We start from the raw sequence: 26,320 nt of genomic DNA, 5'->3' as shown, positions 1-26,320 counted from the left end.
ACTCATGCGTATTCCGTGTGTGCGGCGGCTCAGCCCTTGGTGCCGCCTGCGGTGAGGCCCGTCACCAGGTTCTTCTGGACGAGGTAGAAGAGGGCGGCGATCGGGACGGCGATCATGACCGCGGCGGCGGCCATGTAGTGGCGCTGCGCGTCGTGTTCGCTGATGAAGCTCTGCAGGCCCACGGCGAAGGTGTACTTCGTGTCGTCCAGCAGGAAGGTGGACGCGAAGGCGACCTCGCCCCATGCGGTGATGCAGGTGTAGAAGGCGGCCACCGCGAGGCCCGGGCGGGCCAGCGGCAGGATCAGCCGCGCGAACGTGCCGAAGGGTGAGAGCCCGTCGACGCGGCCGGCCTCGTCGATCTCGACGGGGATGGTGTCGAAGTAGCCCTTGAGCAGCCATGCGCAGTACGGCACGGCCGTGGAGCAGTAGATGAGGATGAGGCCGCCGTAGCTGTCGATGAGGCCCAGCTCCGAGAGGATCTCGTACATGGGGACGATCAGGACGGCGATCGGGAACATCTGCGTGACCAGCAGGACCCACATGAACTTCCGGTAGCCGGGGAAGCGCATGCGGGAGACCGCGTAGCCGGTGGTGGCGGCGAACAGCACGCCGATCACCGTCGTGCCGAGCGAGACGATGAGCGTGCTGCCGAGCCACTTGAAGAAGTTGGTGTGCTGCAGCACGAAGGAGTAGTTGGACAGGGTCGCCGTGTCGAGGATCCGCCCCGGGTGCAGGTAGTCGTCCTTGTCGGGGCCGAGCGACAGGAAGATCAGCCACGCGATCGGGAACAGCGCGATCAGGCTCGCGACGGTCAGCAGACCGTGCGTGACGACGGAGGCGGCGGTGCTGCGCGTGCCGCGCCGCCGTGCCCGGCGCGCCGGCACCGCCGTGGCCTTGTCCGCCGCTACGGCCGTGGTGTCGAGGGTCGTGGTGCTCATGGGGACTCCTGCCTCAGACGAGCTGCTCATTGCGGGCCAGCCAGCGGCGGTAGACGGAGGTGAAGACGATCAGGATGGACAGCAGCAGCACGCCGTACGTGGCGGACTCCGCGTACTCGCGCGGCTGCTGGCCGAAGCCCAGCTGATAGGCCCAGGTGACGAGGATGTCGGCGTCCGGGGCGGTGCCGCCGAACAGCAGGAAGATGATGGCGAACTGGTTGAAGGTCCAGATGACGCCGAGCAGCACGACGGTGGAGCTGACGGAGCGCAGGCCCGGCAGCGTGACGTAGCGGAAGCGCTGCCAGGGGCTCGCGCCGTCCATCTCGGCGGCCTCGTACAGGGACGCGTCGATCGACTGCAGGCCGCCGAGCAGCGAGACCATCATGAACGGCACACCGCACCAGGTGTTGACCATGATCGCGGCGAAGCGCTGGAAGAAGGTGTCCTCGAGCCACTGCGGCTGGGGCAGATGCAGCGAGCCCAGAACGGAGTTGATGACGCCGGAGTCGGCGAGCATGAACCGCCAGGAGAAGACGGTGACGAAGGTGGGCACCGCCCAGGGCAGGACCAGCAGCATCCGGTAGACGGTGCGGCCGCGCATCTTCTGGTTGAGCAGCAGGGCGAGGCCGAGGCCGATGACGTAGTGGAAGGTGACGCAGAGCGCCGTCCACACGACGGTCCAGATGAAGTGGGACCAGAACCGGTCGTACGAGGTCGGGCCCCAGAGGATGTCGGCGTAGTTGTCGAAGCCGATGAACTTGTACGTGGCGTCGATGTGGTTGACGCCGATGGTGCGCGCCGCGTTGAGGCTGTCGGCATCGGTGAACGTGAGGTAGAAGCCCCGCACCAGGGGATAGAGCACCAGCACGCCGAGCACGACGGCGACGGGGGTGATCATCGCGTATGCGTACCAGTACCTCTGGTACGAGCGCTTCAGGCGCTGCAGCGGGCCGGTGCGCGGCCCGCGGTCACCGCGGCTCTTGGTGGCCGCGCTCTCGACGGCGACTGTCATGGTTCGACACCTTCTGAGGGAGATCTGCTCGCTGACTGCCCGGGGCTACCGGGTGTGGCCCGGGGACTGCCGGGTGTGGCCCGGTTCGGCTGAGGGCGTGCCGGTGGCCGCCGGATCCCGCCCGCCCCCTCGACGGGCGGGATCCGGCGGCCACTGAAGGTCACTTGCTGAAGTCGGGCACCAGCTTGGCGATCGCGGTCTCCGCGTTGTCCAGGCCCTTGTCCAGCGACTCCTTGCCGCCGGCGATCTTGATCAGCTCGGTGTCGAGCGGGCCCCACAGGGAGCTGTACTCGGGCAGCTCGGGGCGCGGCTGGGCGGCGGAGAGCACCGTCTGGAAGCCGGCGATGCCGGGGTCGGCCTTGACCGCGGCCGTGTAGGCGTCGTCACGCGTCGGCAGCGTGGAGTTCTTCAGGGCGACCTGCTCCTGCGACTTCGCCGACGTCATGTACTTCACGAACTTCAGCGAGGCCTCCTGGTGGGCCTTGTCCGAGCCCGCGTACACGGAGAGGTTGTGGCCGCCGGTCGGGGCGCCCGCCTTGCCCGTGGAGCCGGCCGGGACGGTCGCGATGCCGAGGTTGGACTTGTCCTTGAAGGCCGAGCCCTTGTAGAAGTTCGTGATCTCCCAGGGGCCCTGGATGATCGCGGCGACCTTGCCGTTCACGAAGGCGTCCTGGATGTGGGCGTACGCGTCGGCGGTGGTGTCGGCCTTGTGCAGGCCCTTGCCGTCGTACAGGCTCAGCCAGGTCTTGTAGGCCTTGACCGCGGCGTCGCTCTTGACCGTGATCTTCTTGGCGGCGACGTCGACGGTGTCGGTGCCCTCGCCGTAGAGGAAGGACTGGGCGTAGTACGACTGCGTGGTGCCCCAGTAGCCGTCGACACCCGACTTCGACTTGATCTTGGCGGCGTCGGCCTTCAGGTCGTCCCAGGTGGCGGGCGCCTCGGTGATGCCGGCCTTCTCGAAGAGCTCCTTGTTGTAGACCAGCGCGAGGGTGTCGGTGACCAGCGGGACGCCGTAGGTCTTGCCCTCGTACTGGGCCTGCTTGATGAGGTTCGGCTGGAACTTGTCCTTGTCGGCGAGGGCCTCGGTGCCGTCGAGCGGCAGCAGGTAGCTCTTCTTGGCGAACGCGGGGGTCCAGCCGACCTCGGACCGCAGGACGTCCGGGGCGCCCTTGGAACCGGCGGCGGTGTCGAACTTGTTCTGCGCCTGGTCGAACTGGACGTTGACGTACTTGACCTTGATGTCCGGGTTGGCCTTCTCGAACTGCGTGATCAGGGCCTTGTACGTCGGGGCCTCGTTGGTGGCGTTGGACGTGTCCCACCAGGTGATGGTGACGGGGCCGTCCGACTTGTCGCTGCCGCTGTCGCTTCCGCCGCAGGCCGTCGCCGCGAGGGCGAGGGACGCCACGAGCGCGGTGGCCGCTATGCCACGCCGCATGAGATCTCCTTGAGGGTGAATGCCCGTGTGGTGGGGGATGCGGTCCCGCCCGCTCCCCTGGCCGACTTGCCGACTGCTCCGTTGCGGCCGCCGGGCGACGAGAACGTAACAGCGTTGCAAGCGTTGCGAAAGACCTTGCAGCAAAAAACTGCAAGATCCCTGGACCGGTTACCGCTTCGTAACTTCCGCGTGGCGCCCACGAGATCGGGTCCGCCCAGTTGACAGGGGGGTGACACCGGCCCATCCGCGACTGTGCAAGACTCTGCAAGCCCTTGCCAGGACCGTCCGATACGGGAATCATCGCCCCGTCCGGTCCTTGCAGAGGTCGCCCACCGGTCACCGCACCCGACGGCCGCCACCGGACACCCCTCCGGACAGCGCGCAGCCGCCGGTCACCACACCCCCACCGGTCACCCACCAGGAACACGAGGGAGCACGATGACGCAGCAGCCCCGAGCGGGCGGTCCAAGTGCCCGGATACGGCGTCCGGTTGGTGGGCAGCCCGACATCCGACCGGTAGGGTCCACTCCCGTGACCGCACGGCTCGCCGACATCGCAGCCCAGGCGGGGGTCAGCGAGGCGACCGTGAGCCGTGTCCTCAACGGAAAACCAGGCGTCGCCGCGACCACCCGCCAGTCCGTCCTCGCCGCGCTCGACGTCCTCGGCTACGAGCGGCCCGTCCGGCTGCGGCAGCGCAGCGCCGGCCTCGTCGGCCTGATCACGCCCGAGCTGGAGAACCCGATCTTCCCGGCGCTGGCCCAGGTCATCGGCCAGGCCCTGACCCGCCAGGGATACACGCCCGTACTGGCGACACAGACGCCGGGCGGCTCCACCGAGGACGAGCTCACCGAGATGCTGGTGGACCGCGGCGTCTCGGGCATCATCTACGTCTCCGGCCTCCACGCCGACACCACCGCCGACATGCAGCGCTACGAGCAGCTGCGCGCCCAGGGCGTCCCCTTCGTCCTCGTCGACGGGTTCTCCCCGAAGGTGCAGGCGCCCTTCATCTCGCCCGACGACCGGGCCGCGATGCAGCTCGCCGTCACCCACCTCGTCTCACTCGGGCACACCCGGATCGGGCTCGCGCTGGGCCCGAAGCGTTTCGTGCCCGTGCAGCGGAAGATCGAGGGCTTCGTCCGCACCATGCAGGACCTCCTCGGCCTCAGCGCCGAGGACGTCGAGGAGCGACTCGTCCAGCACTCGCTGTACACGCTGGAGGGCGGCCAGGCCGCGACCTCCGCACTCATAGCCCGGGACTGCACGGCCATCGTCTGCGCGAGCGACATGATGGCGCTCGGCGCCATACGGGCGGCGCGCCAGCACGGCCTGGAGGTACCGGACGACATCTCGGTGGTCGGCTTCGACGACTCGCCGCTCATCGCCTTCACCGACCCGCCGCTGACGACCATCCGAAAGCCTGTCCCAGCGATGGGCCAGGCGGCGGTGCGGACCCTCCTCGAAGAGATCGGCGGTACGCCCGCTCCGCACAGCGAGTTCGTCTTCATGCCGGAGCTGGTGGTGCGCGGCTCGACCGCCTCTGCGCCCGGAGAACGCGCCCGCCCGTAAGGCCGCCGGTCCACCCGCAACAACCGCAGTAGCCCCTACGTCACTCGCTCATCCGTACGGCGTAGAGAATGCGAACGGAACTCGACGAGAGGATGATCGGTCGGGGGGTCGGTTCTGGCACACTCTGTCCCTATGGGTGAGACGACCGTGACGACTCTGGAAGGCCGCCGGACGGCCGCTCCATCACCTGTCGCGGGCGAGGCCGACGGCCGTTCGGAGCAGGGCTTCCCGCGCCGGGCGCGAGCAGCCCGGCGTCCACGGCTCTGGTTCGAGATCCTGCTGATCGCGGTGAGTTACTGGACGTACTCACTGGTCCGCAACGCCGTACCGGAGCAGAAGGCGCAGGCGCTGCGCAACGCCGACTGGATCTGGAGCGTGGAACACCGCCTCGGGATCGCTGTCGAGCAGGCCGTCAACCACGCCGTGAACACGGTGACATGGCTGATCGTCGGCATGAACTACTACTACGCCACACTGCACTTCGTGGTGACCCTGGGAGTGCTGGTGTGGCTCTACCGCAGCCACCCGGGCCGCTATGCGGCGGCGCGCACCGCCCTGTTCGCGACTACCGGTGTCGCCCTGGTCGGCTACTACCTGTACCCTCTGGCGCCGCCCCGGCTGATGAACGGCGGCCACTTCGTGGACACGGTGCTGGTCCACCACACGTGGGGCTCGATGGCGTCCGGCGACCTGAAGAACATGTCGAACCAGTACGCCGCGATGCCGTCGATGCACATCGGCTGGTCCGTCTGGTGCGGCCTGACCATCTTCGCCCTGGCCAAGGTCCCCTGGGCCCGCGTCCTCGGCCTGCTCTACCCGGTCGGCACCCTGCTCGTCATCGTCGCCACAGCCAACCACTTCCTGCTGGACGCGGCGGGCGGCATGACATGCCTGGCCTTCGGCTACAGCGTGGCACGCCTGTGGTACGGGGCGTTCCCGCACGCGCTGCCGCGCCGGGTACACCACCGCACCACCGACTCCCAGCCACTGCCCACGGGCGTGACCGCGAACCAGCCCTGAGCACCGCACCGGCCCGCAGCTGACGACGGCCCGCAGATGCGTACGAGGGGGCACCGCCCACCCAAATCCCCGCCGCAACGGCGAGCAACCACAACGCCGGATCCCGGCGGTGCCGAACCGACCTCGACCGCCCGTACAACCGCCTCCGCAGGAAGACAACCGACCCGGCGGGGGCAGCACCCGCCCCAGAAGCCCCCACGCAGCTCCGCGAACCGCGGAACTGCGCTACGCCCCGTAGAAGAACTCCTCCACCACACCCCGAGCCCGACGCGTAAGCCGCCGATAGTCGTCGAGCATGTCCCCCACATGCCCGGGCCCGTACCCGAGGTACCGCCCGACCGCGGCGAGCTCCCGGCCGTCCGAAGGGAACGTGTCGCCCGCGCGGCCCCGGACGAGCATGACGGCATTGCGGACACGCGTCGCAAGGACCCACGCGTCGTCGAGGATCGCGGCGTACTCGCCGGAGATCAGCTCGGCCGCGCACGCCGCGGCCAGCGCCTCGCGGGTGCGCGTGGTGCGCAGCCCCGGCTCCGCCCACCCGTGTCGCAGCTGCAGCAGCTGCACCGTCCACTCGACGTCGGACAGCCCGCCGCGGCCGAGCTTGGTGTGCAGCGTCCGGTCGGCGCCGCGCGGCAGCCGTTCCGACTCCATACGGGCCTTCAGCCGCCGGATCTCCCGCACGGCGTCCTCGCCGAGCCCCTCGGCGGGGTACCGCAGCGGGTCGATCAGCTCGATGAAACGCCGTCCCAGGTCCTCGTCGCCGGCCACGGGTTCGGCCCGCAGCAGGGCCTGCGACTCCCACACCAGCGACCAGCGGCGGTAGTACGCCTCGTACGACTTCAGGGTGCGCACGAGCGGCCCGGACTTGCCCTCGGGGCGCAGGTCGGCGTCGATGAGCAGCGGCGGGTCCAGGCTGGGCAGCTGGAGGAGCCGCCGCATCTCGGCGACCACGGTGTTCGCGGCCTCCGCGGCCTCCTGCTCGTCGACGCCGTCGCGCGGCTCGTGCACGAAGATCACGTCGGCGTCCGAGCCGTAGCCCAGTTCGTGACCGCCGAAGCGGCCCATGCCGATGACGGCGAAACGCGTGGGCAGCGTGTCGCCCCAGCCCTCCCGTACGACCGCCCGCAGCGCACCGGCGATCGTCGCGGCCGTCAGGTCGGAGACGGCGTTGCCGACCCGGTCCACCAGCGCCCCGGCGTCGGCCTCGGCGGGGCTCTCCTCCGTGCCGTACGAGGCGACGATGTCGGCGGCCGCGGTACGGAACAGCTCGCGCCGCCGTACGCCGCGGGCCGCCGTGACGGCCTGCTCGCCGTCGTCGGCGCGGCCGACCGCGGCGAGGATCTCCTGCTCCAGGTGGCTCCCCTCGCGGGGTTCGAGCCCGGTGGGGTCGCCGAGCAGGGCGACGGCCTCGGGGGCGCGCATGAGCAGGTCGGGGGCGAGGCGCCCGGCGGACAGCACCCGCGCGAGGTTCTGGGCGGCGGCGCCCTCGTCGCGCAGCAGCCGCAGATACCAGGGTGTCTTACCGAGCGCGTCCGAGACCTTGCGGAAGCCCAGCAGGCCCGCGTCCGGGTCGGCGGAGTCGGCGAACCAGCCGAGCAGCACCGGCAGCAGCGTGCGCTGGATGGCCGCCTTGCGTGTCACACCGGAGGCGAGGGCCTCCAGGTGGCGCAGGGCCGCGGCGGGGTCGGCGTAGCCGAGGGCGACCAGCCGTTCCCGAGCCGCGTCGGCGCTCAGCCCGGTCTCGCCGGGGGCGAGTTGGGCGACGGCGTCGAGCAGCGGCCGGTAGAAGAGCTTCTCGTGCAGCCGGCGTACGACGGAGCTGTGCCGCCGCCAGGCCCGGCCCAGCTCGGTGACCGGATCGGTCCGCATGCCCAGGGAGCGGCCGATGCGCCGCAGATCGGCCTCGTTCTCCGGCACGAGGTGGGTGCGGCGCAGCCGGTGGAGCTGGATGCGGTGCTCCATCGAGCGGAGGAAACGGTACGCCTCGTCGAGCTGCGCGGCGTCGGCGCGGCCGACGTAGCCTCCCGCGGCCAGGGCCTTGAGCGCGTCCAGCGTCGTGCCGCTGCGCAAGCCGGTGTCGGACCGTCCGTGCACCAGTTGCAGCAGCTGCACGGCGAACTCGACGTCCCGCAGCCCACCGGGCCCGAGCTTCAGCTCCCGCTCGATCTCGGCGGCCGGGATGTTGGCGACCACCCGCCGCCGCATCTTCTGCACGTCGGGGACGAAGTTCTCCCGCTCGGCCGCCTGCCAGACGAGGGGCGAGAGCGTGGCGACGTACTCCTCGCCGAGCTCGAGGTCCCCGGCAACCGGGCGTGCCTTGAGCAGCGCCTGGAACTCCCAGGTCTTGGCCCAGCGCTGGTAGTACGCGAGGTGCGACGAGAGCGTCCGGACGAGCGGTCCGTTCCTGCCCTCGGGCCGCAGATTGGCGTCGACGGGCCAGATGGTCCCTTCGACGGTCGTCTCGGAGCAGATCCGCATCAGGTGCGAGGCGAGCCGGGCCGCGGCCTGCAGCGCCTTGCGCTCGTCCGCGCCCTCGGCGGCCTCGCCGACGAAGATGACGTCCACGTCGGAGACGTAGTTGAGCTCGTGGCCGCCGCACTTGCCCATCGCGATGACCGCGAGCCGGCACAGCGCCGCGTCCTCGGGCGCCGCGGCGCACGCGATGGCGAGAGCCGCGCGCAGCGTCGCCGTCGCCAGGTCGGCGAGTTCGGCGGCCGTCTGCGCGACATCGGTCGTCCCGCACACGTCGCGCGCGGCGATCGACAGCAGGCAGCGCCGGTAGGCGACGCGCAGCGACACGGGGTCGACGGCCTCGGCGAGCCCCCGTTCGAACTCCGCGACGCCGGGGTGCAGATCCTCCGGCTCGTAGTTGACGAGGGCGTGCCAGTCCCGCGGGTGCCGCGCCAAATGATCGCCGAGCGCCTCGGAGGCGCCGAGCACCCCGAGCAGCCGGTCGCGCAGCGGCTTCGCCGCTATGAGCGTGTCGATCAGCTCCCGCCGGGCCGTGCGATCGGACTGCGCCTCCAGCAGCCGGACGAGTCCGAGCAGCGCCTGATCGGGGTCGGCGGTCGCGCCGAGGGCGTCGAGCAGTACGGGATCGGCGCGGACGGGCGACAGTTCGGCGCTGTCGAGCAGCCGCTCGGCTGCGGACGGGTCGGTGAAGCCGTGCCGCAGCAGCCGTGTGAAAGTACTGCTCCTCCGCCCCTGCGGCACATTCATCGCGCGGTCTCCCGTTCGATCAAGGTCATCGCCTTGAGCCTAACCGCAGCACCGCGCGGAAGCGCCGGTGCGCTGCCGCGCAATCTCGGCGCGTGTGCGCCGCGCACCTCCCCGGGCGGCGCGTACCTTCCCGACCCCGTGCGGCGCGAGCACCCCCGTATCCCTGGGGTGTCGGCCAGAAGATCCAGGTAGTGGCCGAAAAGTGACTCTTGTTGAACGGTCAACGGGCTTCGGATAATCCAACATGCGACTGACGGAACGTTTCTGCAGAGATGCCGGACATGTTCCCGTCAATCGCATTCACCCCCCATGAAGAGGAAGCTCGTTGGACGTCATGCCGCTTTGCTCCAGGAGACCTCCGGCCGCGGATTCCGCCGCCCTCCTGCCCGCCTCTGTCGGACTTCGGCCGCTGGCGGAGCATGTCTCCCCCAGACCCGTCGGCCGCGGAACCCCCGCCGTGAAGTCGCCGCCTCCCATGAGCCGTATGCCGGACTGATACTCACCGCACGGCGAGCCGCCCGGGCATCGGGCAAGGATCGCACGGCGTACGGAGTATCGAACGGCGTACCGGGATAGCGCGGCGTACGCGGACAAGGCACTGCACCCCAGGGCTGCTCGAGGCGAGTCGACGGGTACTGACGGCTGAGCCGGCCCGGCCTCCTCGGCCGGATCGGCCTCGTGGCGCCCGGCTGTGCCGCATGTGGTGCGGGCAGATCGTCCGCCACATCGGCACATCGGGCATCAGACGGAATCCGAACCCTTGGGCCGCCAGTCCCTGAGTCGCGCCAACGCCGCATCAGGCCGTACCACTTCACACACAAGCGTTGCCGTCAGGCCGGAGGCTGAGCCATTGAAATGCGACATCGAGACTCTCGACTTCTACCGCCTGCACCTGCCGACCGTCGGCGAACACAGCTTGCAGCACGTCCGGCGCATCGTCCGAGCGCATCTGGACCACTGGGGGCTGCCCGAACTGTCGGACGCGGCAGAACTGGGTGTGACGGAGCTGCTGTCCAACGTGCTGAGACATGTGCCGGACCGGGCCTGCACGGTCACCCTCCGGTGCCTCGGCGGCGACGCCGCGCGAATCGAAGTCCAGGACAGCAGCCGGGAGTTGCCGTACATCAGGGTCACCGGCGACCTGCTGGTCGAGGACGGACACGGGCTCGTGCTGCTGTCGGCCATCGCCGACCTGTGGGACGCGGAGCCGACGGCCACGGGCAAGACGGTGTGGTTCGAGCTGAAGCGGCCGTAGGCATCCCGGGCCGCCTTCCACGAGCACCGACGAGTTCTGTCAGCATGCGCGGTCTGTACTCGGCAGCCACCCTCTAGGAGGAGGCCGGATCATGCCGCAGAAGAAACCGCCCGACAAGCCCGGCCGGGAACCCCGCGCCGCACGCCCCGACGAACCCCACGGGGAACCCCGCGCCGAGCTCGACGCACGCTACAGCGATGCTGGAGCCACGGCCGCAGAATGGTCCGATGCCGCGGCGATTCTGGAGGCGGCAGAGCTGTTCTGGATTTCGACCGTACGTCCCGACGGGCGCCCCCACGTCACGCCGCTGCTCGCGGTGTGGCTCGACGGCGCGCTGCATTTCTGCACCGGTCCGCAGGAGCGCAAGGCCAGAAACCTGGAGCAGAACCCGCAGGTGGCCCTGACCACGGGCGCCAATACCTGGAACGCGGGCTTCGACCTGGTGGTCGAGGGCGAGGCCGTCCGCGTGAGCGACGACGCCCGGCTGCGGCAGCTCGCCGCGGCCTGGGAGAGCAAGTACGGCAGCATCTGGCACTTCGACGTGCGGGACGGCAGCTTCCACCACGATCCGGGACGCGCCCTGGTCTTCCGGGTCGCTCCGCGTGCGGTGTTCGGATTCGGCAAGGGCGAAGCGTTCAGCCAGACGAGCTGGCGGTTCCACTGACGCCCGACGCGGGGCTATTCGGGGCGCAATGCCCGACGCATGGTCAAGCCGTGACAGCTGTGCAGCCGGTAGATCTCCCAGCACGACAGGGCCGTCACGGATACGGGGGCGCCCAGGATGAATGCCGCCCTTGCGAGCGGGGGGACCTGCGCGTAGGCGTCGTTGATCACGTCCAGAATCGCCATCTCGCACACCAGGGTGGTGGCGAGGACCGGAGGCACCAGTTCGTGGATGTCGGCGGTCCGGAAGACGTGGACAAGGGCGAGGCCGATTCCGTAGACGGCGAACCCCAGCGACCAGAGGCACGCGATCCCGAGAGCGATCTTGCCGGGGAGGCCGATGAAGTCCCGGACACCTTGTGACTCCGGGGCCATGGCGAGGGGGAAGGTGGACATCGAAGCCGTCAGGGCCACTATCGCCCCGAGGGGCCGCAGGGCGCGCCGCAGATAGAGGCGCCGCAGCTGCCCCCGGGCGGAGGCCACGAAAACGCCGACCACCACGGGGAACGTGCAGATCAGGACGAGCACACTGATCCAGCTCTGGTTGAACCGGTCCGAGGCGGCGGCCCCGGCGTCACTGATCGTGTTGTACGTGTACGTCAGCAAGCCCCAGGCGACGATGCCGAGAGCCGTCCGCCACAGCTGGAGTTTGCGCACCGTGGTGTCTTCGACGATGTCCGGGCGAGAGGGCCGGAAGACTCTCTGGGCGGCGTGGAGCGGGTTGTAGACGTACCGCAGGATGCGCCGCATTCGCGTCGGCGGAGGTGGGGGCGGAGGAGCTGGAGGCAGTGGGCCGCCGTAGGGGTTCGGCGGGTGGCCCCACCCCTGCTGCCATGGCCCGGACGGACCGGGATGCGGCTGCGGTGGAACGTGCGACGGGGCAAAGGGGCCGACAGGTCCCGGGTACGGCTGCTGAGCGGGGCCTGGGCCCGGCGGCTGCCCCCCGGTGCCGTTCGGCGGATTCCAGTACCCGCCTCCTCCGTACGCGCTCATGACAATGCTCCCCCGTCGTCGTCCTGCCTCGAGCCCGGGAGATGGTACCCGCAGGACTCGTCGGACATGCGGCGCCGGGCGCCCCGGAGACGGCCCAGGGGGAGTGAGATGCCGCAGGGCCGACGGACAGCCGTCGGAGGCGTACGGAACCGGCAGCTCACCGTCCAGGAGTCGCGGCACAAGCTCGCCCGCGACATCTGCCACGGCAAGCGCGGACAGATCATGCAGGCATACAGGACGGGGCAGGAGGACCAACTCGGGGCGCTCGGCCTGGTCCTCAATGCCGCCGTGCTCTGGACAACGCGCCACCTCGACGCCGCCGTCGACCACCTGCGGGCCCTGCCGCCCGAGGAGCGGGAGCATGACGTCCTCAACGAGGACGTGGCCCGGGTCTCCCCGCTGAAGCACGCCAACCTCAACTGCCCGGGGCCGATACAGCTTCGCCGCCCGCCCGCCACGTGAGGGCCTGCGCCCACTGCGTGACCCGGCGACCGTCCACCTCGACGAGGACGACGAGGGCACCGGCGAATGACGCGGCGTCAGGGCGCGTATCGGGTCGTGATCAATGAGCATCGCAGCTTCCGGGGCGGATGCCCGTCTGGGGTACGGGGCCCGGCGATCTGCGGCTGCGCCGTGTGGACCTCCGGCTGCGTGCCCGCCGGCCTCATGATGCTCGGCGGCAAGTTCCGCAAGCCGCAGAAGCAGGGCTGATCCTTTCGGTCTTCCCTTTGAGGGCATCCGCCGTGACCGAGGTCGCGGTGGGTGCCTGGACGCGTTCTTCAGGGCGTGGGTGCGGTGAGATACCGCTGGACCGTGGGTCCGAGCCAGTCCACGATCTCCTCGCGGCCGAGCGCCACGCTCGCCGGGAACCGCAGCACGTAGCGCGTCAGCGCGAGCCCCAGCACGGTCGAGACGCACAGTGCAGCCCGCGCCTGCGCCTGCTCCGGCTCGTGGCCCAGTCGGCGGGCCAGCGGGATCATCTGCTCACGCAGCACGCTCTGCATGCGATCGGCGGCGGCCGGGTCGGTGGCGCCGACCCGCATCAGCGCGGTGAGCTCCCCGTTCTCCTCCCACAGGGTGAGGAAGTGGCGCACCAGCGTACGGCCGATCTCCTCGCGCGGTTCGAGGGACAGGCCCGGCAACCCGGGATCGATCGCGACGGCCGCCGCGAACAGGCCCGCCTTGTTGCCGTAGTAGCGCATCACCATTGACGGGTCGATCTTCGCGTCGCGCGCGATGGCCCGGATGGTCGCCTTCTCGTAGCCGTCCGCCACGAACCGCTCGCGGGCCGCGTCGAGGATCGTGGCGCGGGTGGCGTCGGAACGCCGTGCGGCCTGCTGGTTCTCCGTGGCGCCGGTCATGCCAACAACGTAGACCAACAGGTGTTGACAGTCCAGAGCTGCGGCTCTACGTTTGCCAACAACGTTGGCCAACGGCGTTGACCAACAAGCGTTGGCAAGGTCGCAGTCGCTGGAGGCCTTGGTGTCACCAGCGGTGCCCTTGAGTGACCGTCAGATCCCCTCGTGCCACAGATAGCGAGCGTCGTGAGCGTCGCCGGACCCAGTACGGCGGTGGCCGGCCTCAGTGCCGCGGGGCAACCGACAGCGAGAGGAAGTACCGAAAATGGCCAAGCTGCAGAGTCTCGACCCGAATACGCCGATGTTCGCGCAGTTCAAGGAGAAGACCGGACCCATCGTCCTGGCCAACACCTTCGTCGTCCCGAAGGAGAGGACTGAAGCGTTCCTGGCCCTCTTTCGGAGGCAGGCGGAGTTCATGAAGGCTCAGCCGGGATTCGTCTCCCTGCAGATGCACAAGGGAACGGCGGACAGCCAGCTTCTGATGAACGTCGCGGTCTGGGAGTCGACCGAGGCGCTCGCCACGGCGTTCGGCAGCCCGGAGTTCCAGCGCATGGCGGCCGAGTTCAGCGACGACATCGTGTCGTACCCGCACATATTCGAGCAGATCAACGTATGACACGCCAGCTGCAGCCAGAGAGGGCAGCCGGAGAAGCCCTGCCCTCCCCCCGGCAGTCACGCATCCATGCACCATGCCGGGTCGCCAAGGCCGAGCCCGAAGCCGGCCGCGCCTTGCGCCCCACCACGCGTAGCCCCGTCCCTGAAGAGGAGTCACCATGCCCGTGGAACTGAATCACACCATCGTCCCCGCCCGTGACCCGCAAGCCTCGGCGCAGTTCCTGGCCGACATCCTCGGCCTGAGTGTCGATCCGCCGGTGGCACACTTCACGCCGGTCACGCTGGCCAACCAGGTCAGTCTGGACTACGACCAGCTGGACGACTTCGAGCCACACCACTACGCGTTCATAGTCAGCGAGCAGGAGTTTGACGCCGCCCTCGCCCGCATCCAGCACGGCGGGATCACCCACTACGGCGATCCTGCATGCCAAGAGGTCGGGCAGATCTATCGCAGTAAGCACACCATGGGCCGCAGGGGCGCCTACTTCCGCGACCCCGACGGACATCTCATGGAAATCCTCACCCCGGGCGGCGCCGGGTCGTGAGGCCGATGGCGGCCCAGCGGATCACGGCTTCACTGGTGGTCGCGGGATCGCGGCAAAACCGGCATCGGCGAAGACGAACCGGCAGGCCGGCGCGGTCAGAGACCGAGTAAGGCGATCTTGCCCCCCACCCGCGCCGGTCCGCGTCATCTGGCACGTCATCGACCGCCCCCGCTATGCCCGCCGCATCCGCCGCTGAACCCCTGCCCCACCCCAGGCTGAACGTCAAAGGAGAAGAACCATGTCGCTGAAGAACGTCAACACCGTCCTGGCCACCGTCTGCGCCCTGTTCGTCCTCTACCTCGGGTTGTCCTTCATCCTGGCCCCGGAGGCGTCCACTCAAGGCGTTGGCCTGCCGACCTGGCCCGCCGGCACCGGCAACGGCTTCCTCATCATGAAGGGCACCCGCGAATTCTCGATGGGCCTGGTCATCGGCATCCTCCTGCTGACGGGCCACCGCCGCGCCCTGGGCTGGGTCCTGCTGATGGAGGCCGTCGCCCCGTTCGGCGACATGATCAACGTCTTGGCCCACCACGGCCCCCTCGCCGCCGCGTTCGGCATCCACGGCCTGACCTCGGCGCTGATCGCGATCACCGGCCTGCTGACCCTCCGGGAGACCAGTAAGGCTCACAAGGCCACCGCCCCGGCGCCCGCCGCACAGCCCGCCTGACAGCTGCATGCCCCCAAGGGGTGGCCCGGCCACATGGCCGGGCCACCCCTTATCCGTCAGCGACCGCCGAGAAGGGTCAGGCAAACGATCTTCTTCCAGCCGGCGGCGGCATGACAGTTGAGGCGGCCTGCTGCGCCGCAGCGGCCACGGCCACCTGAACTGGCTGGTATTGGGCACGGTTGGATGGCCGGCTGGTGGGCGGCTATGCGGTTGCGCGTAGTCGGTGCTGGTCACGCGGAGATGCCGCTGAGGGGAATTTCGATGACGGCGTAGGCGAGAAGTGAGAGAGCGGCAGCGGTGGCAAGCGTCAGCGCACGCTCCTTGTGGCTGCGTGGCATCAGCAGCGACACGAGGAGTGCCACCGCCAGGCAGGCCCACGCCGGTGGGATGTAGTGCAGGACCCGCGCATACTGGATGCCCTCCATGCCGAAGACGCCCGCGAGTGCGGCCGGGCCGCTCACACGGCGCCACGTGGTACGGCCTCGCCGCCACCATGCGGCCGCGACACCGAACAACGGCCCTGCGATACAGGCCATGGCCAGCCAGATCAGGGGGAACGTGAGATCCCCCATGCCTTCCCGGTCAACGCCGAACTCCGCATAACCGTAGTAGCCGACGACCAGGCCGACCTCGGCGCACAGCCCGGCCACGCCCACCGTCCACAGGGACGCCCGCGCGGCGATCAGGGCCCCGGCGACGAACGCGACGGTCGACCAGACGGCGCCGGAATTGGCGAGCGACTGCCACGCGTCGGGGAGCCGGCCCTGGGCGAGGTTGGTGAGGGTGCCAAGGACGAGCCCTGCGCCCAGTGCCCCCGCCGTCGCGTACACCCACCCTTTGCTCGAAGCCATGGCGGGAGTGGGAGCGGGATCGGCACCGGGCGTCGGCGGGAGGAAAGCCATCTCGCGCATATTCATGTTCTCCGCTGCCGACGGCGGCAGCGAATACTCCTGTATCTCTCGCGTCGGGCGGGTGAGGAGCCTGGGGACGGGACGGGCACGCGGCTGCGCAGCCGCCGAGCTACGGCCGTGCGGTTGCGCAGCACCACGTTTGATGACGGCCCCGAAGCCCGCGCGGTTCGGCGGACGTCTCGATTTGTTGGTGAGACGCCGCAGGGCCGACGGTCCGCGACCGTCGGCCCTGCATGCCGTTCCATGCCGTTCCAGCGGGATACCCGCCCTGACCTGCTCCTACAGCACCGGCAGGTTCTTCCGCAGCTCGAAGGCCGTGACCTCCGAGCGGTACTCCTCCCACTCCTGCTTCTTGTTGCGGAGGAAGAATTCGAAGACGTGCTCGCCGAGCGTCTCGGCGACCAGGTCGCTGCGCTCCATCAGCGTGAGGGCCTCGCCGAGGTTCTGCGGCAGGGGCTCGATGCCCAGTGCGCGGCGCTCGGAGTTGGACAGGGCCCACACGTCGTCCTCAGCGCCCGCGGGGAGCTCGTAGCCCTCCTCGATGCCCTTGAGGCCGGCCGCGAGGAGCACCGCGTAGGCCAGGTACGGGTTGGTGCCGGAGTCCAGGGAGCGGACCTCGATACGGGCAGAGCCGGTCTTGCCGGGCTTGTACATCGGGACGCGGACCAGCGCGGAGCGGTTGTTGTGGCCCCAGCAGATGTACGAGGGGGCCTCGCCGCCGGCGCCCGCGGTGCGCTCCGAGCCGCCCCAGATGCGCTTGTAGGAGTTGACCCACTGGTTGGTGACCGCGGAGGTCTCGCCCGCGTGCCGCAGCAGGCCCGCGATGAACGAGCGGCCGACCTTGGACAGCTGGTACTCGGAACCCGACTCGTAGAACGCGTTCCGGTCGCCCTCGAAGAGCGACAGGTGCGTGTGCATGCCGGAGCCGGGGTGCTCGCTGAAGGGCTTGGGCATGAAGGTCGCCTGCACGCCCTGCTCCAGCGCGACCTGCTTCATGACCAGGCGGAACGTCATGATGTTGTCGGCCGTGGACAGCGCGTCCGCGTAGCGCAGGTCGATCTCCTGCTGGCCCGGCGCGCCCTCGTGGTGGGAGAACTCCACCGAGATGCCCATCGACTCGAGCATCGTGATCGCCTGGCGGCGGAAGTCCATGCCCACGTTCTGCGGGGTGTGGTCGAAGTACCCCGAGTTGTCGGCCGGCGTCGGGCGCGAGCCGTCCAGCGGCCTGTCCTTCAGCAGGAAGAACTCGATCTCGGGGTGCGTGTAGAAGGTGAAGCCCAGGTCGGAGGCCTTGGCCAGGGCCCGCTTCAGTACGTAGCGCGGGTCTGCGAAGGACGGGGAGCCGTCCGGCATGAGAATGTCGCAGAACATACGGGCTGTGCCCGGGGCCTCCGCGCGCCAGGGCAGGACCTGGAAGGTCGACGGGTCCGGCTTGGCGATCATGTCCGACTCGTAGACACGCGCGAAGCCCTCGATCGCGGAGCCGTCGAAACCGATGCCCTCGTCGAAGGCGCCCTCCAGCTCGGCCGGGGCCACAGCCACGGACTTCAGGAAGCCCAGCACATCCGTGAACCACAGGCGTACGAACCGGATGTCGCGCTCCTCCAGGGTCCGGAGCACGAATTCCTGCTGCTTGTCCATCTTCCGCTTCCACCCATCCTTGCTGGTCAGGCCGCCTGCTCCCGCGCTCGGGCACACCGGGGGCACATGAGCATCCCACCACACGGTTTCGGGCGCGTTGCAGACCTCGTCTGAACGCTCCGCGACCGGCGGATGTACCGCCGTACCGCTCTGTGTCCATAGTGCCTGTTGATTGCCCGTTGCCGACCCCCCGGTTTCCCGGTCCTGGGCCGGTCACGACGGCTCGGCGCTGAGCCGGTCACGGCGCACTGCACGGACGGGTCCCATTGTGGAGCACAACCAGGATCTTGTTCGAGTCGGGCCGCCTGTCCCGGGCCCTTCTTTCCCATTACGATCAGGGCTCGCGCCACTCCTCTTCGAACACAGCAGACACAGGCAGACACTCCAGCACGTCGAGTACGCCCAGTACGTCGAGTACGTCCAGCACCTCACGCACGCCGTACGGCCCGACTTTCCCTTTTCCAGAAGGACACACCATGGGTTCCGCCCCGAACAGCACCTCCGCCTCCCGTCAGGCCCGCGTGGCGGAGATGCGCCGGGCCGAGCGTGCCCGCGAACGCCGGAACCGCGCGATCGCGATCGTGGCGGGCGCGGCGGTCGTCGTGGCGCTCGCCGGGGTCGGCGCCTGGGCGATATCCAACGAGTCCGGCTCCAAGGGGTCCGGCGATTCGGCAGCGGAAAGCAAGTCGAAGGGCGCGGGGCACTTCACCACGGACAAGAACGGCGTGAAGACCTGGAGCGGGAAGCTGTCCCGCAACCACGTCGCCACGGCCGTGGACTACCCGATGACGCCGCCGGTGGGCGGCAACCACAACCAGGTGTGGATGAACTGCAACGGCGACGTCTACACCAAGGCGATCAAGAACGAGAACGCCGTGCACTCGCTCGAGCACGGCGCGGTCTGGGTGACGTACAACAGCAAGGCATCCGAGGCCGATGTGAAGGCGCTCGCGGAGAAGGTCAAGCAGACCCCGTACACGCTGATGAGCCCGGACGAGGACCAGAAGGACCCGATCATGCTCAGCGCCTGGGGCAAGCAGCGCACGGTGACGGGTGCGAGCGACCCGAACGTGGACACGTTCTTCCAGGCGTACGTCCAGGGCGAGCAGACGCCCGAGCCGGGAGCCGCCTGCACCGGCGGACTCTCCCAGTGAGCGCGGTACCTGAGGCGGCGACCGACCGCCCGGCACAGACGGCGACGCCTGCCAGGCCGGGCAGGCGCTCGGCCTGGATCGCCGGTATCGCTGCGGCGGTGCTCCTGGCGGGCGGGGCCCTCACTTACGCGGTCGCCGACGGGGACCCGGCCGGTCCCGTGACGCCGACGGCGGACTCCGCGGACGCGGGCTTCGCCCGGGACATGGCCGTCCACCACCAGCAGGCCGTCGAGATGTCGTACATCGTCCGCGACCGCACCGACGACGAGGAGGTGCGGCGGCTCGCGTACGACATCGCGCAGACCCAGGCCAACCAGCGCGGCATGCTGCTCGGCTGGCTGGACCTGTGGGAGCTGCCGAAGGTCTCGGCCGACCCGCCGATGACCTGGATGGGCATGGGCGCCATGGCGTCGGGTGAGGACGGTGCCCTGATGCCGGGCATGGCGACCGACTCCGAGCTGAAGAAGCTGGGAACGCTCAACGGCAGACGGGCCGAGGTGTTCTACCTCCAGCTGATGATCGACCATCACAAGGGCGGCATCCACATGGCCGAGAGCTGTGTGGACAAGTGCACGGAGGGCGTGGAGCAGCGGCTCGCGCGGGGCATGGTCGCTGCGCAGGAGTCGGAGATCGGCCTGATGACCGACATGTTGAAGGAGCGGGGCGCGAAACCGCGGTCCTGAACGCCGCGGAACCGCGAGCCTGAACGCCGCGAAGCCGTTCCGTAGCACTCCCTACTCGTCGCAATCTTCGCCAAAGCCCCTTTCCGCAACGGTTCTTGGGGGCTTCTTGGTTCTTTCATGCCTTTCCATGCCCGTTCCATTCCCCTGGCATGAACGGTTCATCGCAAGAGTGATCCCGCACGTGTGCCTCTCATCCGGCACACGAGTCACCAACGCGACACGCGACGAACCGCATCGCAGGGGGTTTCATGAGATCCAACCGAGCCGCAGTGCGCGCCGGGCTGAGCATGGCAGCGACACTGCCCCTGCTCGCCGGCGCCCTGGCACTCGGCATACCCAGCGCCCAGGCCGAGACCAACCCGGGCGCCAGGGACACCATCCAGGGCACCAAGCCGCTGTGGGCCACGGCCAAGGCCGACCAGGGAGCCACGAAGGACAGCAGCAAGGTCAGCCTCCGCGTCTATCTCGCCGGGCGCGACGCGGCGGGCCTGGCCGCGTACGCCAAGGCCGTGTCCGACCCGCAGTCGGCCTCGTACGGCACGTATCTGAGCGCCCGTCAGGCGCAGCAGCGCTTCGGCGCGACGAAGGAGCAGGTCGCCGAGGTCACGTCCTGGCTGAAGTCGGCAGGTCTGACCGTCACGGGCACCAGCCTCCACTACGTCTCGGTCACCGGTGACGTCGCCGCCGCCGAGAAGGCGTTCGGCACTCAGCTGCACAACTTCTCCAAGGGCAGCAGGACCTACCGGGCGCCCGAGGCCACCGCCTCCGTCCCGGCCTCGTTGAACGGCGCGGTGCTGACCGTCACCGGCCTCGACAGCGCCCCGCACAAGGCGAAGCACGACGACGAACTGCCTCCGCCGGACGCGGTGTTCCACAACTCCGGCCCGTTCTCCAGCTACTACGGGTCGAAGATCGCGAGCAGCCTGCCCGAGGCCTACGGGACGAAGATCCCGTACGCCGTGAAGGGCTACACCGGCAAGCAGCTGCGTGCCGCCTACGGGGCGGGCAAGCTGAGCGGCAAGGGCGTGAAGGTCGCCATCACCGACGCGTACGCCTCGCCGACGATCGCCTCCGACGCCGCCACGTACGCCGCCCGCAACGGCGACGCGGCCTACCGCAGCGGCCAGCTGACGCAGGTGCTGCCCGGCCAGTACACGCGCACGGAGGAGTGCGGGGCGGCCGGCTGGTACGGCGAGGAGACCCTGGACGTCGAGGCCGTGCACGCGGTCGCGCCCTCGGCCGACATCACCTATGTCGGCGCGTCGTCCTGCTACGACGACGACCTCCTGGACTCGCTCGGCAAGATCGTCGACGGGCACCTGGCGGACATCGTCTCCAACTCGTGGGGCGACATCGAGGCCAACCAGACGCCGGACCTCGCCGCCGCCTACGACCAGATCTTCAAGTTCGGCGCGGTCGAGGGCATCGGCTTCTACTTCTCGTCCGGCGACAACGGCGACGAGGTCGCGAACACCGGCACCAAGCAGGTCGACGTGCCCGCCAACTCGGCGTGGGTGACGGCGGTCGGCGGCACCTCGCTGGCCGTCGGCAAGGGCGACACGTACCAGTGGGAGACCGGCTGGGGCACCGAGAAGGCCCTGCTGTCCGCGGACGGCAACAGCTGGACCAACTTCCCCGGCGCATTCACCTCGGGCGCGGGCGGCGGCACCAGCCGGACCGTGCACCAGCCGTTCTACCAGCGCGGAGTCGTCCCGGACTCGCTCGCGAAGGCGAACGGCGCGGCCCGGATGCGCACGGTCCCGGACATCGCGGCGGTCGCCGACCCGAACACGGGCTTCCTGGTCGGCCAGACGCAGACGTTCCCGGACGGCTCGCAGAAGTACGACGAGTACCGCATCGGCGGCACCTCGCTGGCCGCCCCGGTGATCGCGGGCGTACAGGCGCTGGCGCAGGAGGCGCGGCAGGCTCACGGCGGCGGCCCGATCGGGTTCGCGAATCCGTCGATCTACGCCCGCTACGGCTCGCCGGTCTACCACGACGTGACCGACCACCCCACGGGACGCGACCTCGCCGTGGCCCGCGTCGACTTCGCCAACACCTACGACGCGACCGACGGGCTGCTCACCTCGGTGCGCAGCCTCGGCAAGGACAGTTCGCTGACGGCCGTACAGGGCTATGACGACGTCACGGGGGTGGGCACTCCGGCGCCCGGCTACGTGTACTCGTACGGCTACTGACAGGCCGGTGCTCCTGCTACCGACTGACCGGTAGTCCTCCACCGGCAGGCCGGTAGTCCCTCGGCTCCTGGCCGGTCCGACTCGGCGCCCGCCCCCGTTCGGGGCGGGCGCCGTGCTGTCCGGGTGCACCAATACCAAGATCAGCCCAAAATCGGCCCGGTCGGCGTAGGCCGACGGGCCGTAGCCATGGGGCGGGGTTAGTGTGCGGATCATGACCACATGGAGCAGTGCGCCACGCGCGCGTACGGCAGCAGCAGCTGAGCGGCTGCTGCCGTACGACGCGTTGTCCGGCGCCCTCTCCGGCCGCCTCGGCCGCTCGACGACGCACACGCCGGACCGTGTGCAGGCGCCCGCGAGGGTGAGCCGGCCGGGCGGTGCGCGAGGCCACGCGCGCGTGCCCGCCTTCATGGTCCCGGGCCGAGCCCCCCTCTCCATATGCACGGCCGCACTGGGAGCTTCACGCTCCTGCTGCTGACGGCCGGGGCGCCGCGACACCTCTCCGGGCCCGCTCTAGCGGGCGGCACCGGGCACGCGGCTGCCACGCACGCCGCGGCGTGAACCGCCCCCCACGCCGGGCCCTCGTCTCCCGTCTGTCGGTGCTGCGCATCCAGGCCGGCGTACCGGCTGCTTCGCCGTACCCCGCCCGTACACGAAGTCCGCGTACGAAGCGGCCGCCTCCGTGCCGCGTCCGGGTGATGCGGAAGAAGCAGCAGACCACCCGTCCTCCACTGCTCATAGGCACCCCCACGAATAGGTGTTATTCAGTCATGCGTACACACACGCGGCGCACCGTGCTCGGTGCCTCGATCGCGGTCGCCGGCTCGGGCCTCCTGGCCGGATGCTCCGACTCGGGCTCCCGCTCCCGTTCCGGCTCTCGCTCCGGTTCCGGCTCGAGCACCGGCCTCGGCCCCGCCGGACAGGCCATCGAGCCCTACGTCCCCAGAGGACCCAAGGGATACGTGGAACCGAGCGGTCCCGAGGTCCTGGCCGCCGAGAGGAGACGCGGAAACGGCCCCGTCCGCGCATTCGACCTCACGGCCGCCCCTACCCCCATCGACCTGGGCGGCCGGACCGTCAGATCGTGGGCGTACGGCGACGCGCTGCCAGGCAAGGAGGTCCGGGTCACCGCCGGCGACATCCTCCAGATCTACCTGGCCAACCACCTGCCTGTTTCGACAACGCTGCACTCGCACGGCATTCGCCTGCGCTGCGACATGGACGGCGTCCCGGACCTCACCCAGCGCCCGATCCAGCCCGGCGAGGACTTCACCTATCACTTCGCGGTCGCGCACCCTGGCACGTACTGGCTGCACTCGCACTCGGGCATGCAGCTGGACCGGGGCCTGTACGCGCCACTGATCGTGGAGGACCCCAGGGAACCCCTGTCGTACGACAAGGAGTGGGTCGTCGTCCTGGACGACTGGCTGGACGGCGTGGACGGCTCCACTCCGGACGGTGTGCTCGCCGAGTTGGGCGGCGGCATGGACGACATGGACATGGGCGACGAGGGTGGCGACGACCACTCCGGCCATGGATCCTCGGACCGCCACTCGAACAGGAAGAAGCCCACCGGGCCCTCCCGCATCCTCAGAGGGAGCCACAGCAGACTTCTGCACGGCATGGGTGGCGCCGTGAACTACCCCTACTACCTGATCAACGGACGTCTGCCGACGGCGCCTACGGAGTTCCGGGCGCGTCCCGGCGACCGTATCCGGCTGCGGATCATCAACGCCGGCGGAGAGACCGCCTTCCGGGTGTCCCTCGGCGGCCACGAGATGACCGTGACCCACACGGACGGCTACCCGGTCCAGCACACGAAGACGGACGCTCTGCTGATCGGGATGGCCGAGCGGTACGACGTGGTCATCACCGCCAAGGACGGGGTGTTCCCGCTGGTCGCACTCGCCGAGGGGAAGAAGGACGCAGCGCTCGCCATCCTGCGCACCGGCGGCGGGGCCGCTCCGAAGTACGGCGTGTACCCCTCGGAGCTGGACAGGAAGCTGATCCCGGCCAGACGCCTGTTGCCGGACGAGTCCGTGGCCCTCTCCCGGCGCAAGCCGGACCGCGAGATGCGCCTTCGGCTGACCGGCAACATGCGGGAGTTCAACTGGGCCTTCGACCACACCCCCTACCGCACGAGCCAGCGCCACCCGATCCACGAAGGCGAGCGGGTCCGGCTCACGGTCATCAACGCCACCGACATGTGGCATCCCATCCATCTGCACGGTCACACATACGCCCTGACCGGCATCGACTCGGTCGGCGCGCGCAAGGACACGGCCCCGGTGATGCCGCACCACAAGCTGGTGATCGATTTCGACGCGGACAATCCGGGCCTGTGGATGCTCCACTGCCACAACCAGTACCACTCCGAGTCCGGCATGATGACCATCCTCGGCTACCAGGAGAAGTGACGGTCATGTCACCTCGCTGACGCGTGTCCGGGGCGCTCGGCCAGCAGCGCCCCGACCGTGCCCCGCGGCCGTGCTCCCCGAGCGTGCTCCGCGGCGGCGCGCCCACGGTCGTGGGGCGTCCCACACCGGCCCACCCCCCATCGTGTCGCTCTGACGATTACACTGGCCGCGTGCCTCAACTTCGTCTCGCCCTGAATCAGATCGACTCGACCGTCGGCGATCTCGCCGGGAACGCCGAGTCGGTCGTCCGCTGGACCCGGCACTCCGCCGAACAGGGGGCGCATCTCGTCGTGTTCCCCGAGATGGCGCTGACCGGCTACCCCGTCGAGGACCTGGCCCTGCGCCCGTCGTTCGTCGAGGCCTCCCGGAGCGCGCTGCGCGCTCTCGCCGCCCGCCTCGCCGACGAGGGGTTCGGGGAGCTGCCGGTGATCGTCGGCTATCTCGACCGGAGCGAGGTCGCCCAGCCCAGGTTCGGGCAGCCGGCCGGCGCCCCGCAGAACGCCGGCGCCGTGCTGCACGGCGGCCGGGTCGCGCTCACCTTCGCCAAGCACCACCTCCCGAACTACGGCGTCTTCGACGAGTTCCGCTACTTCGTGCCCGGTGACACCATGCCGGTCGTACGGGTCCACGGCGTCGACGTCGCCCTCGCCATCTGCGAGGACCTCTGGCAGGAGGGCGGCCGCGTCCCGGCGACGCGCACCGCCGGGGCCGGGCTGCTGGTCTCCATCAACGCCTCGCCGTACGAGCAGAACAAGGACGACACGCGCCTTGAGCTGGTGCGCAAGCGCGCCCAGGAGGCCGGGTGCACCACGGCCTATCTGGCGATGATCGGCGGTCAGGACGAGCTGGTCTTCGACGGCGACTCGATCGTGGTCGACGCGGACGGCGAGGTCGTGGCCCGTGCGCCCCAGTTCGCCGAGGAGTGCGTCGTCCTGGACCTCGAGCTGCCGGCCGCGAGCCCCGAGCCGCCGTCGGGCGTCGTCGACGACGGGCTGCGCATCGACCACCTGACGATCTCCTCCGAGCCCGTTCCCACGTACGAGGCGGAGTTCGCCGGCGGGTACGCGGACCGGCTCGACGACGCCGAGGAGGTCTACTCGGCGCTGGTCGTGGGTCTGCGCGCGTATGTCGCGAAGAACGGCTTCAAGACCGTGCTGATCGGTCTCTCCGGCGGTATCGACTCGGCTCTCACCGCCGCCATCGCCTGCGACGCGCTGGGCGCGGACAAGGTGTACGGCGTCTCGATGCCGTCGAAGTACTCGTCCGACCACTCCAAGGGCGACGCGGCCGAGCTGGCGCGACGCACCGGGCTGCACTACCGGACCGTGCCGATCGAGCCGATGTTCGATGCGTACATGGGGTCGCTCGGGCTGACCGGTCTCGCCGAGGAGAACCTCCAGTCGCGGCTGCGCGGCACGACGCTGATGGCGATCTCCAACCAGGAGGGCCACATCGTGCTCGCGCCGGGCAACAAGTCCGAGCTGGCGGTGGGCTATTCGACGCTCTACGGGGACTCGGTGGGCGCGTACGGGCCCATCAAGGACGTCTACAAGACGTTCATCTTCCGGCTGGCCGAGTGGCGCAACCGGGCCGCCGCCGAGCGCGGCGAGACGCCGCCGATCCCGGAGAACTCGATCACCAAGCCGCCGAGCGCGGAGCTGCGGCCGGGGCAGGTCGACACGGACTCCCTGCCGGACTATCCCGTGCTGGACGCGATCCTCGATCTGTACGTGGACCGCGACCAGGGGGCGGACGTCATCGTGGCGGCCGGGTTCGACCCCGAGCTGGTCACGAGGACGCTGCGGCTCGTGGACACGGCGGAGTACAAGCGGCGGCAGTACCCGCCGGGCACGAAGATCTCGGCGAAGGGGTTCGGGAAGGATCGGCGGCTGCCGATCACCAACCGCTGGCGCGAGTCCGGCTGACGCCTCGGGTACGGGGTGTGGTTGTGCCCTTGTCCGCTGCCGCAGCGGACAAGGGCACAACCGTTTCCGGCAGTTGGTGCCCCACCTTGTCCGTCTTGGGGCGATCCC

The 26,320-nt window shown here is 69.7% G+C and carries 21 protein-coding genes and 1 pseudogene; 14 read left to right on the top strand and 8 right to left on the bottom strand.

The genetic code is table 11. The features are described 5' to 3' along the window. Positions 1-29: 29 nt before the first annotated feature. From ACWD4J_RS01115 to ACWD4J_RS01105, 3 genes are all read right to left on the bottom strand, one after another. Complete coding sequence (locus ACWD4J_RS01115) at positions 30-938, bottom strand: sugar ABC transporter permease (protein ID WP_451393144.1); 909 nt, start codon at positions 936-938, stop codon at positions 30-32. A 13-nt stretch (positions 939-951) separates the two neighbouring features. Continuing rightward, complete coding sequence (locus tag ACWD4J_RS01110) at positions 952-1,950, bottom strand: carbohydrate ABC transporter permease (protein WP_451393143.1); 999 nt, start codon at positions 1,948-1,950, stop codon at positions 952-954. Between the two features lie 160 nt (positions 1,951-2,110). Continuing rightward, a complete protein-coding gene (locus tag ACWD4J_RS01105) occupies positions 2,111-3,385 on the bottom strand; it encodes an extracellular solute-binding protein (protein ID WP_451393142.1) in 1,275 nt (424 codons plus the stop codon). 531 nt (positions 3,386-3,916) lie between these two features. Here ACWD4J_RS01105 and ACWD4J_RS01100 point away from each other — a divergent pair. Both ACWD4J_RS01100 and ACWD4J_RS01095 read left to right on the top strand, forming a co-directional pair. Next, positions 3,917-4,951 carry a LacI family DNA-binding transcriptional regulator gene (locus tag ACWD4J_RS01100; RefSeq protein WP_451393141.1) on the top strand — a complete coding sequence of 345 codons (1,035 nt, stop codon included), beginning with the start codon at positions 3,917-3,919 and terminating at the stop codon, positions 4,949-4,951. A 132-nt stretch (positions 4,952-5,083) separates the two neighbouring features. After that, positions 5,084-5,971: a phosphatase PAP2 family protein gene (locus ACWD4J_RS01095; protein WP_451393140.1), complete on the top strand. Its 888-nt coding sequence runs from the start codon at positions 5,084-5,086 to the stop codon at positions 5,969-5,971. A 225-nt stretch (positions 5,972-6,196) separates the two neighbouring features. Here the strand turns inward: ACWD4J_RS01095 and ACWD4J_RS01090 are convergent, their stop codons facing one another. Continuing rightward, a complete protein-coding gene (locus ACWD4J_RS01090) occupies positions 6,197-9,190 on the bottom strand; it encodes a bifunctional [glutamine synthetase] adenylyltransferase/[glutamine synthetase]-adenylyl-L-tyrosine phosphorylase (RefSeq protein ID WP_451393139.1) in 2,994 nt (997 codons plus the stop codon). Positions 9,191-10,040: 850 nt separating this feature from the next. On the opposite strand from ACWD4J_RS01090, the gene ACWD4J_RS01085 reads away from it, so the two are divergent. Together ACWD4J_RS01085 and ACWD4J_RS01080 are read left to right on the top strand one after the other, a co-directional pair. Then, on the top strand, positions 10,041-10,445 hold the full coding sequence (locus tag ACWD4J_RS01085) for an ATP-binding protein (protein ID WP_451393138.1): 405 nt from the start codon (positions 10,041-10,043) through the stop codon (positions 10,443-10,445). Between the two features lie 91 nt (positions 10,446-10,536). After that, complete coding sequence (locus ACWD4J_RS01080; protein ID WP_451393137.1) at positions 10,537-11,109, top strand: pyridoxamine 5'-phosphate oxidase family protein; 573 nt, start codon at positions 10,537-10,539, stop codon at positions 11,107-11,109. Positions 11,110-11,123: 14 nt separating this feature from the next. On the opposite strand, the gene ACWD4J_RS01075 is transcribed toward ACWD4J_RS01080, so the two are convergent. Beyond that, positions 11,124-11,858 carry a hypothetical protein gene (locus ACWD4J_RS01075; RefSeq protein WP_451393136.1) on the bottom strand — a complete coding sequence of 245 codons (735 nt, stop codon included), beginning with the start codon at positions 11,856-11,858 and terminating at the stop codon, positions 11,124-11,126. 362 nt (positions 11,859-12,220) lie between these two features. On the opposite strand from ACWD4J_RS01075, the pseudogene ACWD4J_RS01070 reads away from it, so the two are divergent. Both ACWD4J_RS01070 and ACWD4J_RS01065 read left to right on the top strand, forming a co-directional pair. Continuing rightward, positions 12,221-12,633 (top strand): annotated as a pseudogene (locus ACWD4J_RS01070) (Tn3 family transposase); the annotation flags it as partial. Further along, on the top strand, positions 12,630-12,812 hold the full coding sequence (locus ACWD4J_RS01065; protein WP_451393135.1) for a hypothetical protein: 183 nt from the start codon (positions 12,630-12,632) through the stop codon (positions 12,810-12,812). The pseudogene ACWD4J_RS01070 and the gene ACWD4J_RS01065, both read left to right, overlap by 4 nt. A gap of 68 nt (positions 12,813-12,880) precedes the next feature. On the opposite strand, the gene ACWD4J_RS01060 is transcribed toward ACWD4J_RS01065, so the two are convergent. After that, positions 12,881-13,462, bottom strand: coding sequence for a TetR/AcrR family transcriptional regulator (locus tag ACWD4J_RS01060; protein WP_033178145.1), 582 nt, complete (start codon positions 13,460-13,462; stop codon positions 12,881-12,883). Positions 13,463-13,724: 262 nt separating this feature from the next. Here ACWD4J_RS01060 and ACWD4J_RS01055 point away from each other — a divergent pair, with 262 nt between their 5' ends. From ACWD4J_RS01055 to ACWD4J_RS01045, 3 genes are all read left to right on the top strand, one after another. After that, positions 13,725-14,075: an antibiotic biosynthesis monooxygenase family protein gene (locus tag ACWD4J_RS01055; protein WP_014173895.1), complete on the top strand. Its 351-nt coding sequence runs from the start codon at positions 13,725-13,727 to the stop codon at positions 14,073-14,075. 157 nt (positions 14,076-14,232) lie between these two features. Then, entirely contained in the window at positions 14,233-14,619 is a 387-nt protein-coding gene (locus ACWD4J_RS01050) for a VOC family protein (protein ID WP_033178143.1), read from the top strand. 238 nt (positions 14,620-14,857) lie between these two features. Beyond that, positions 14,858-15,286, top strand: a complete 429-nt coding sequence (locus ACWD4J_RS01045; RefSeq protein WP_451393134.1) for a DUF4267 domain-containing protein — start codon at positions 14,858-14,860, stop codon at positions 15,284-15,286. A 230-nt stretch (positions 15,287-15,516) separates the two neighbouring features. On the opposite strand, the gene ACWD4J_RS01040 is transcribed toward ACWD4J_RS01045, so the two are convergent. Together ACWD4J_RS01040 and glnA are read right to left on the bottom strand one after the other, a co-directional pair. Beyond that, complete coding sequence (locus ACWD4J_RS01040) at positions 15,517-16,137, bottom strand: DUF6518 family protein (protein ID WP_451393133.1); 621 nt, start codon at positions 16,135-16,137, stop codon at positions 15,517-15,519. Positions 16,138-16,476: 339 nt separating this feature from the next. Next, on the bottom strand, positions 16,477-17,838 hold the full coding sequence (gene glnA / locus ACWD4J_RS01035) for a type I glutamate--ammonia ligase (RefSeq protein WP_451393132.1): 1,362 nt from the start codon (positions 17,836-17,838) through the stop codon (positions 16,477-16,479). A 476-nt stretch (positions 17,839-18,314) separates the two neighbouring features. Between glnA and ACWD4J_RS01030 the strand changes: the two genes are divergently transcribed. The 5 genes from ACWD4J_RS01030 (at position 18,315) to ACWD4J_RS01010 (ending at position 26,212) form a co-directional block, all read left to right on the top strand. Beyond that, a complete protein-coding gene (locus ACWD4J_RS01030; protein WP_451393131.1) occupies positions 18,315-18,992 on the top strand; it encodes a DUF3105 domain-containing protein in 678 nt (225 codons plus the stop codon). 77 nt (positions 18,993-19,069) lie between these two features. Continuing rightward, positions 19,070-19,675 (top strand): DUF305 domain-containing protein, encoded by a 606-nt coding sequence (locus ACWD4J_RS01025; protein WP_451393591.1) that lies wholly within the window; start codon positions 19,070-19,072, stop codon positions 19,673-19,675. A gap of 248 nt (positions 19,676-19,923) precedes the next feature. Further along, a complete protein-coding gene (locus ACWD4J_RS01020; protein WP_451393130.1) occupies positions 19,924-21,873 on the top strand; it encodes a S53 family peptidase in 1,950 nt (649 codons plus the stop codon). Between the two features lie 767 nt (positions 21,874-22,640). Then, on the top strand, positions 22,641-24,287 hold the full coding sequence (locus tag ACWD4J_RS01015; RefSeq protein ID WP_451393129.1) for a multicopper oxidase family protein: 1,647 nt from the start codon (positions 22,641-22,643) through the stop codon (positions 24,285-24,287). A gap of 170 nt (positions 24,288-24,457) precedes the next feature. Then, a complete protein-coding gene (locus ACWD4J_RS01010; RefSeq protein WP_451393128.1) occupies positions 24,458-26,212 on the top strand; it encodes an NAD+ synthase in 1,755 nt (584 codons plus the stop codon). Positions 26,213-26,320 lie beyond the last annotated feature (108 nt).

The organism is Streptomyces sp. NPDC002577, from assembly GCF_053594815.1.
Note: the sequence above shows the minus strand (reverse complement) of the source record. Positions and strands in the feature narration are given on the sequence as shown.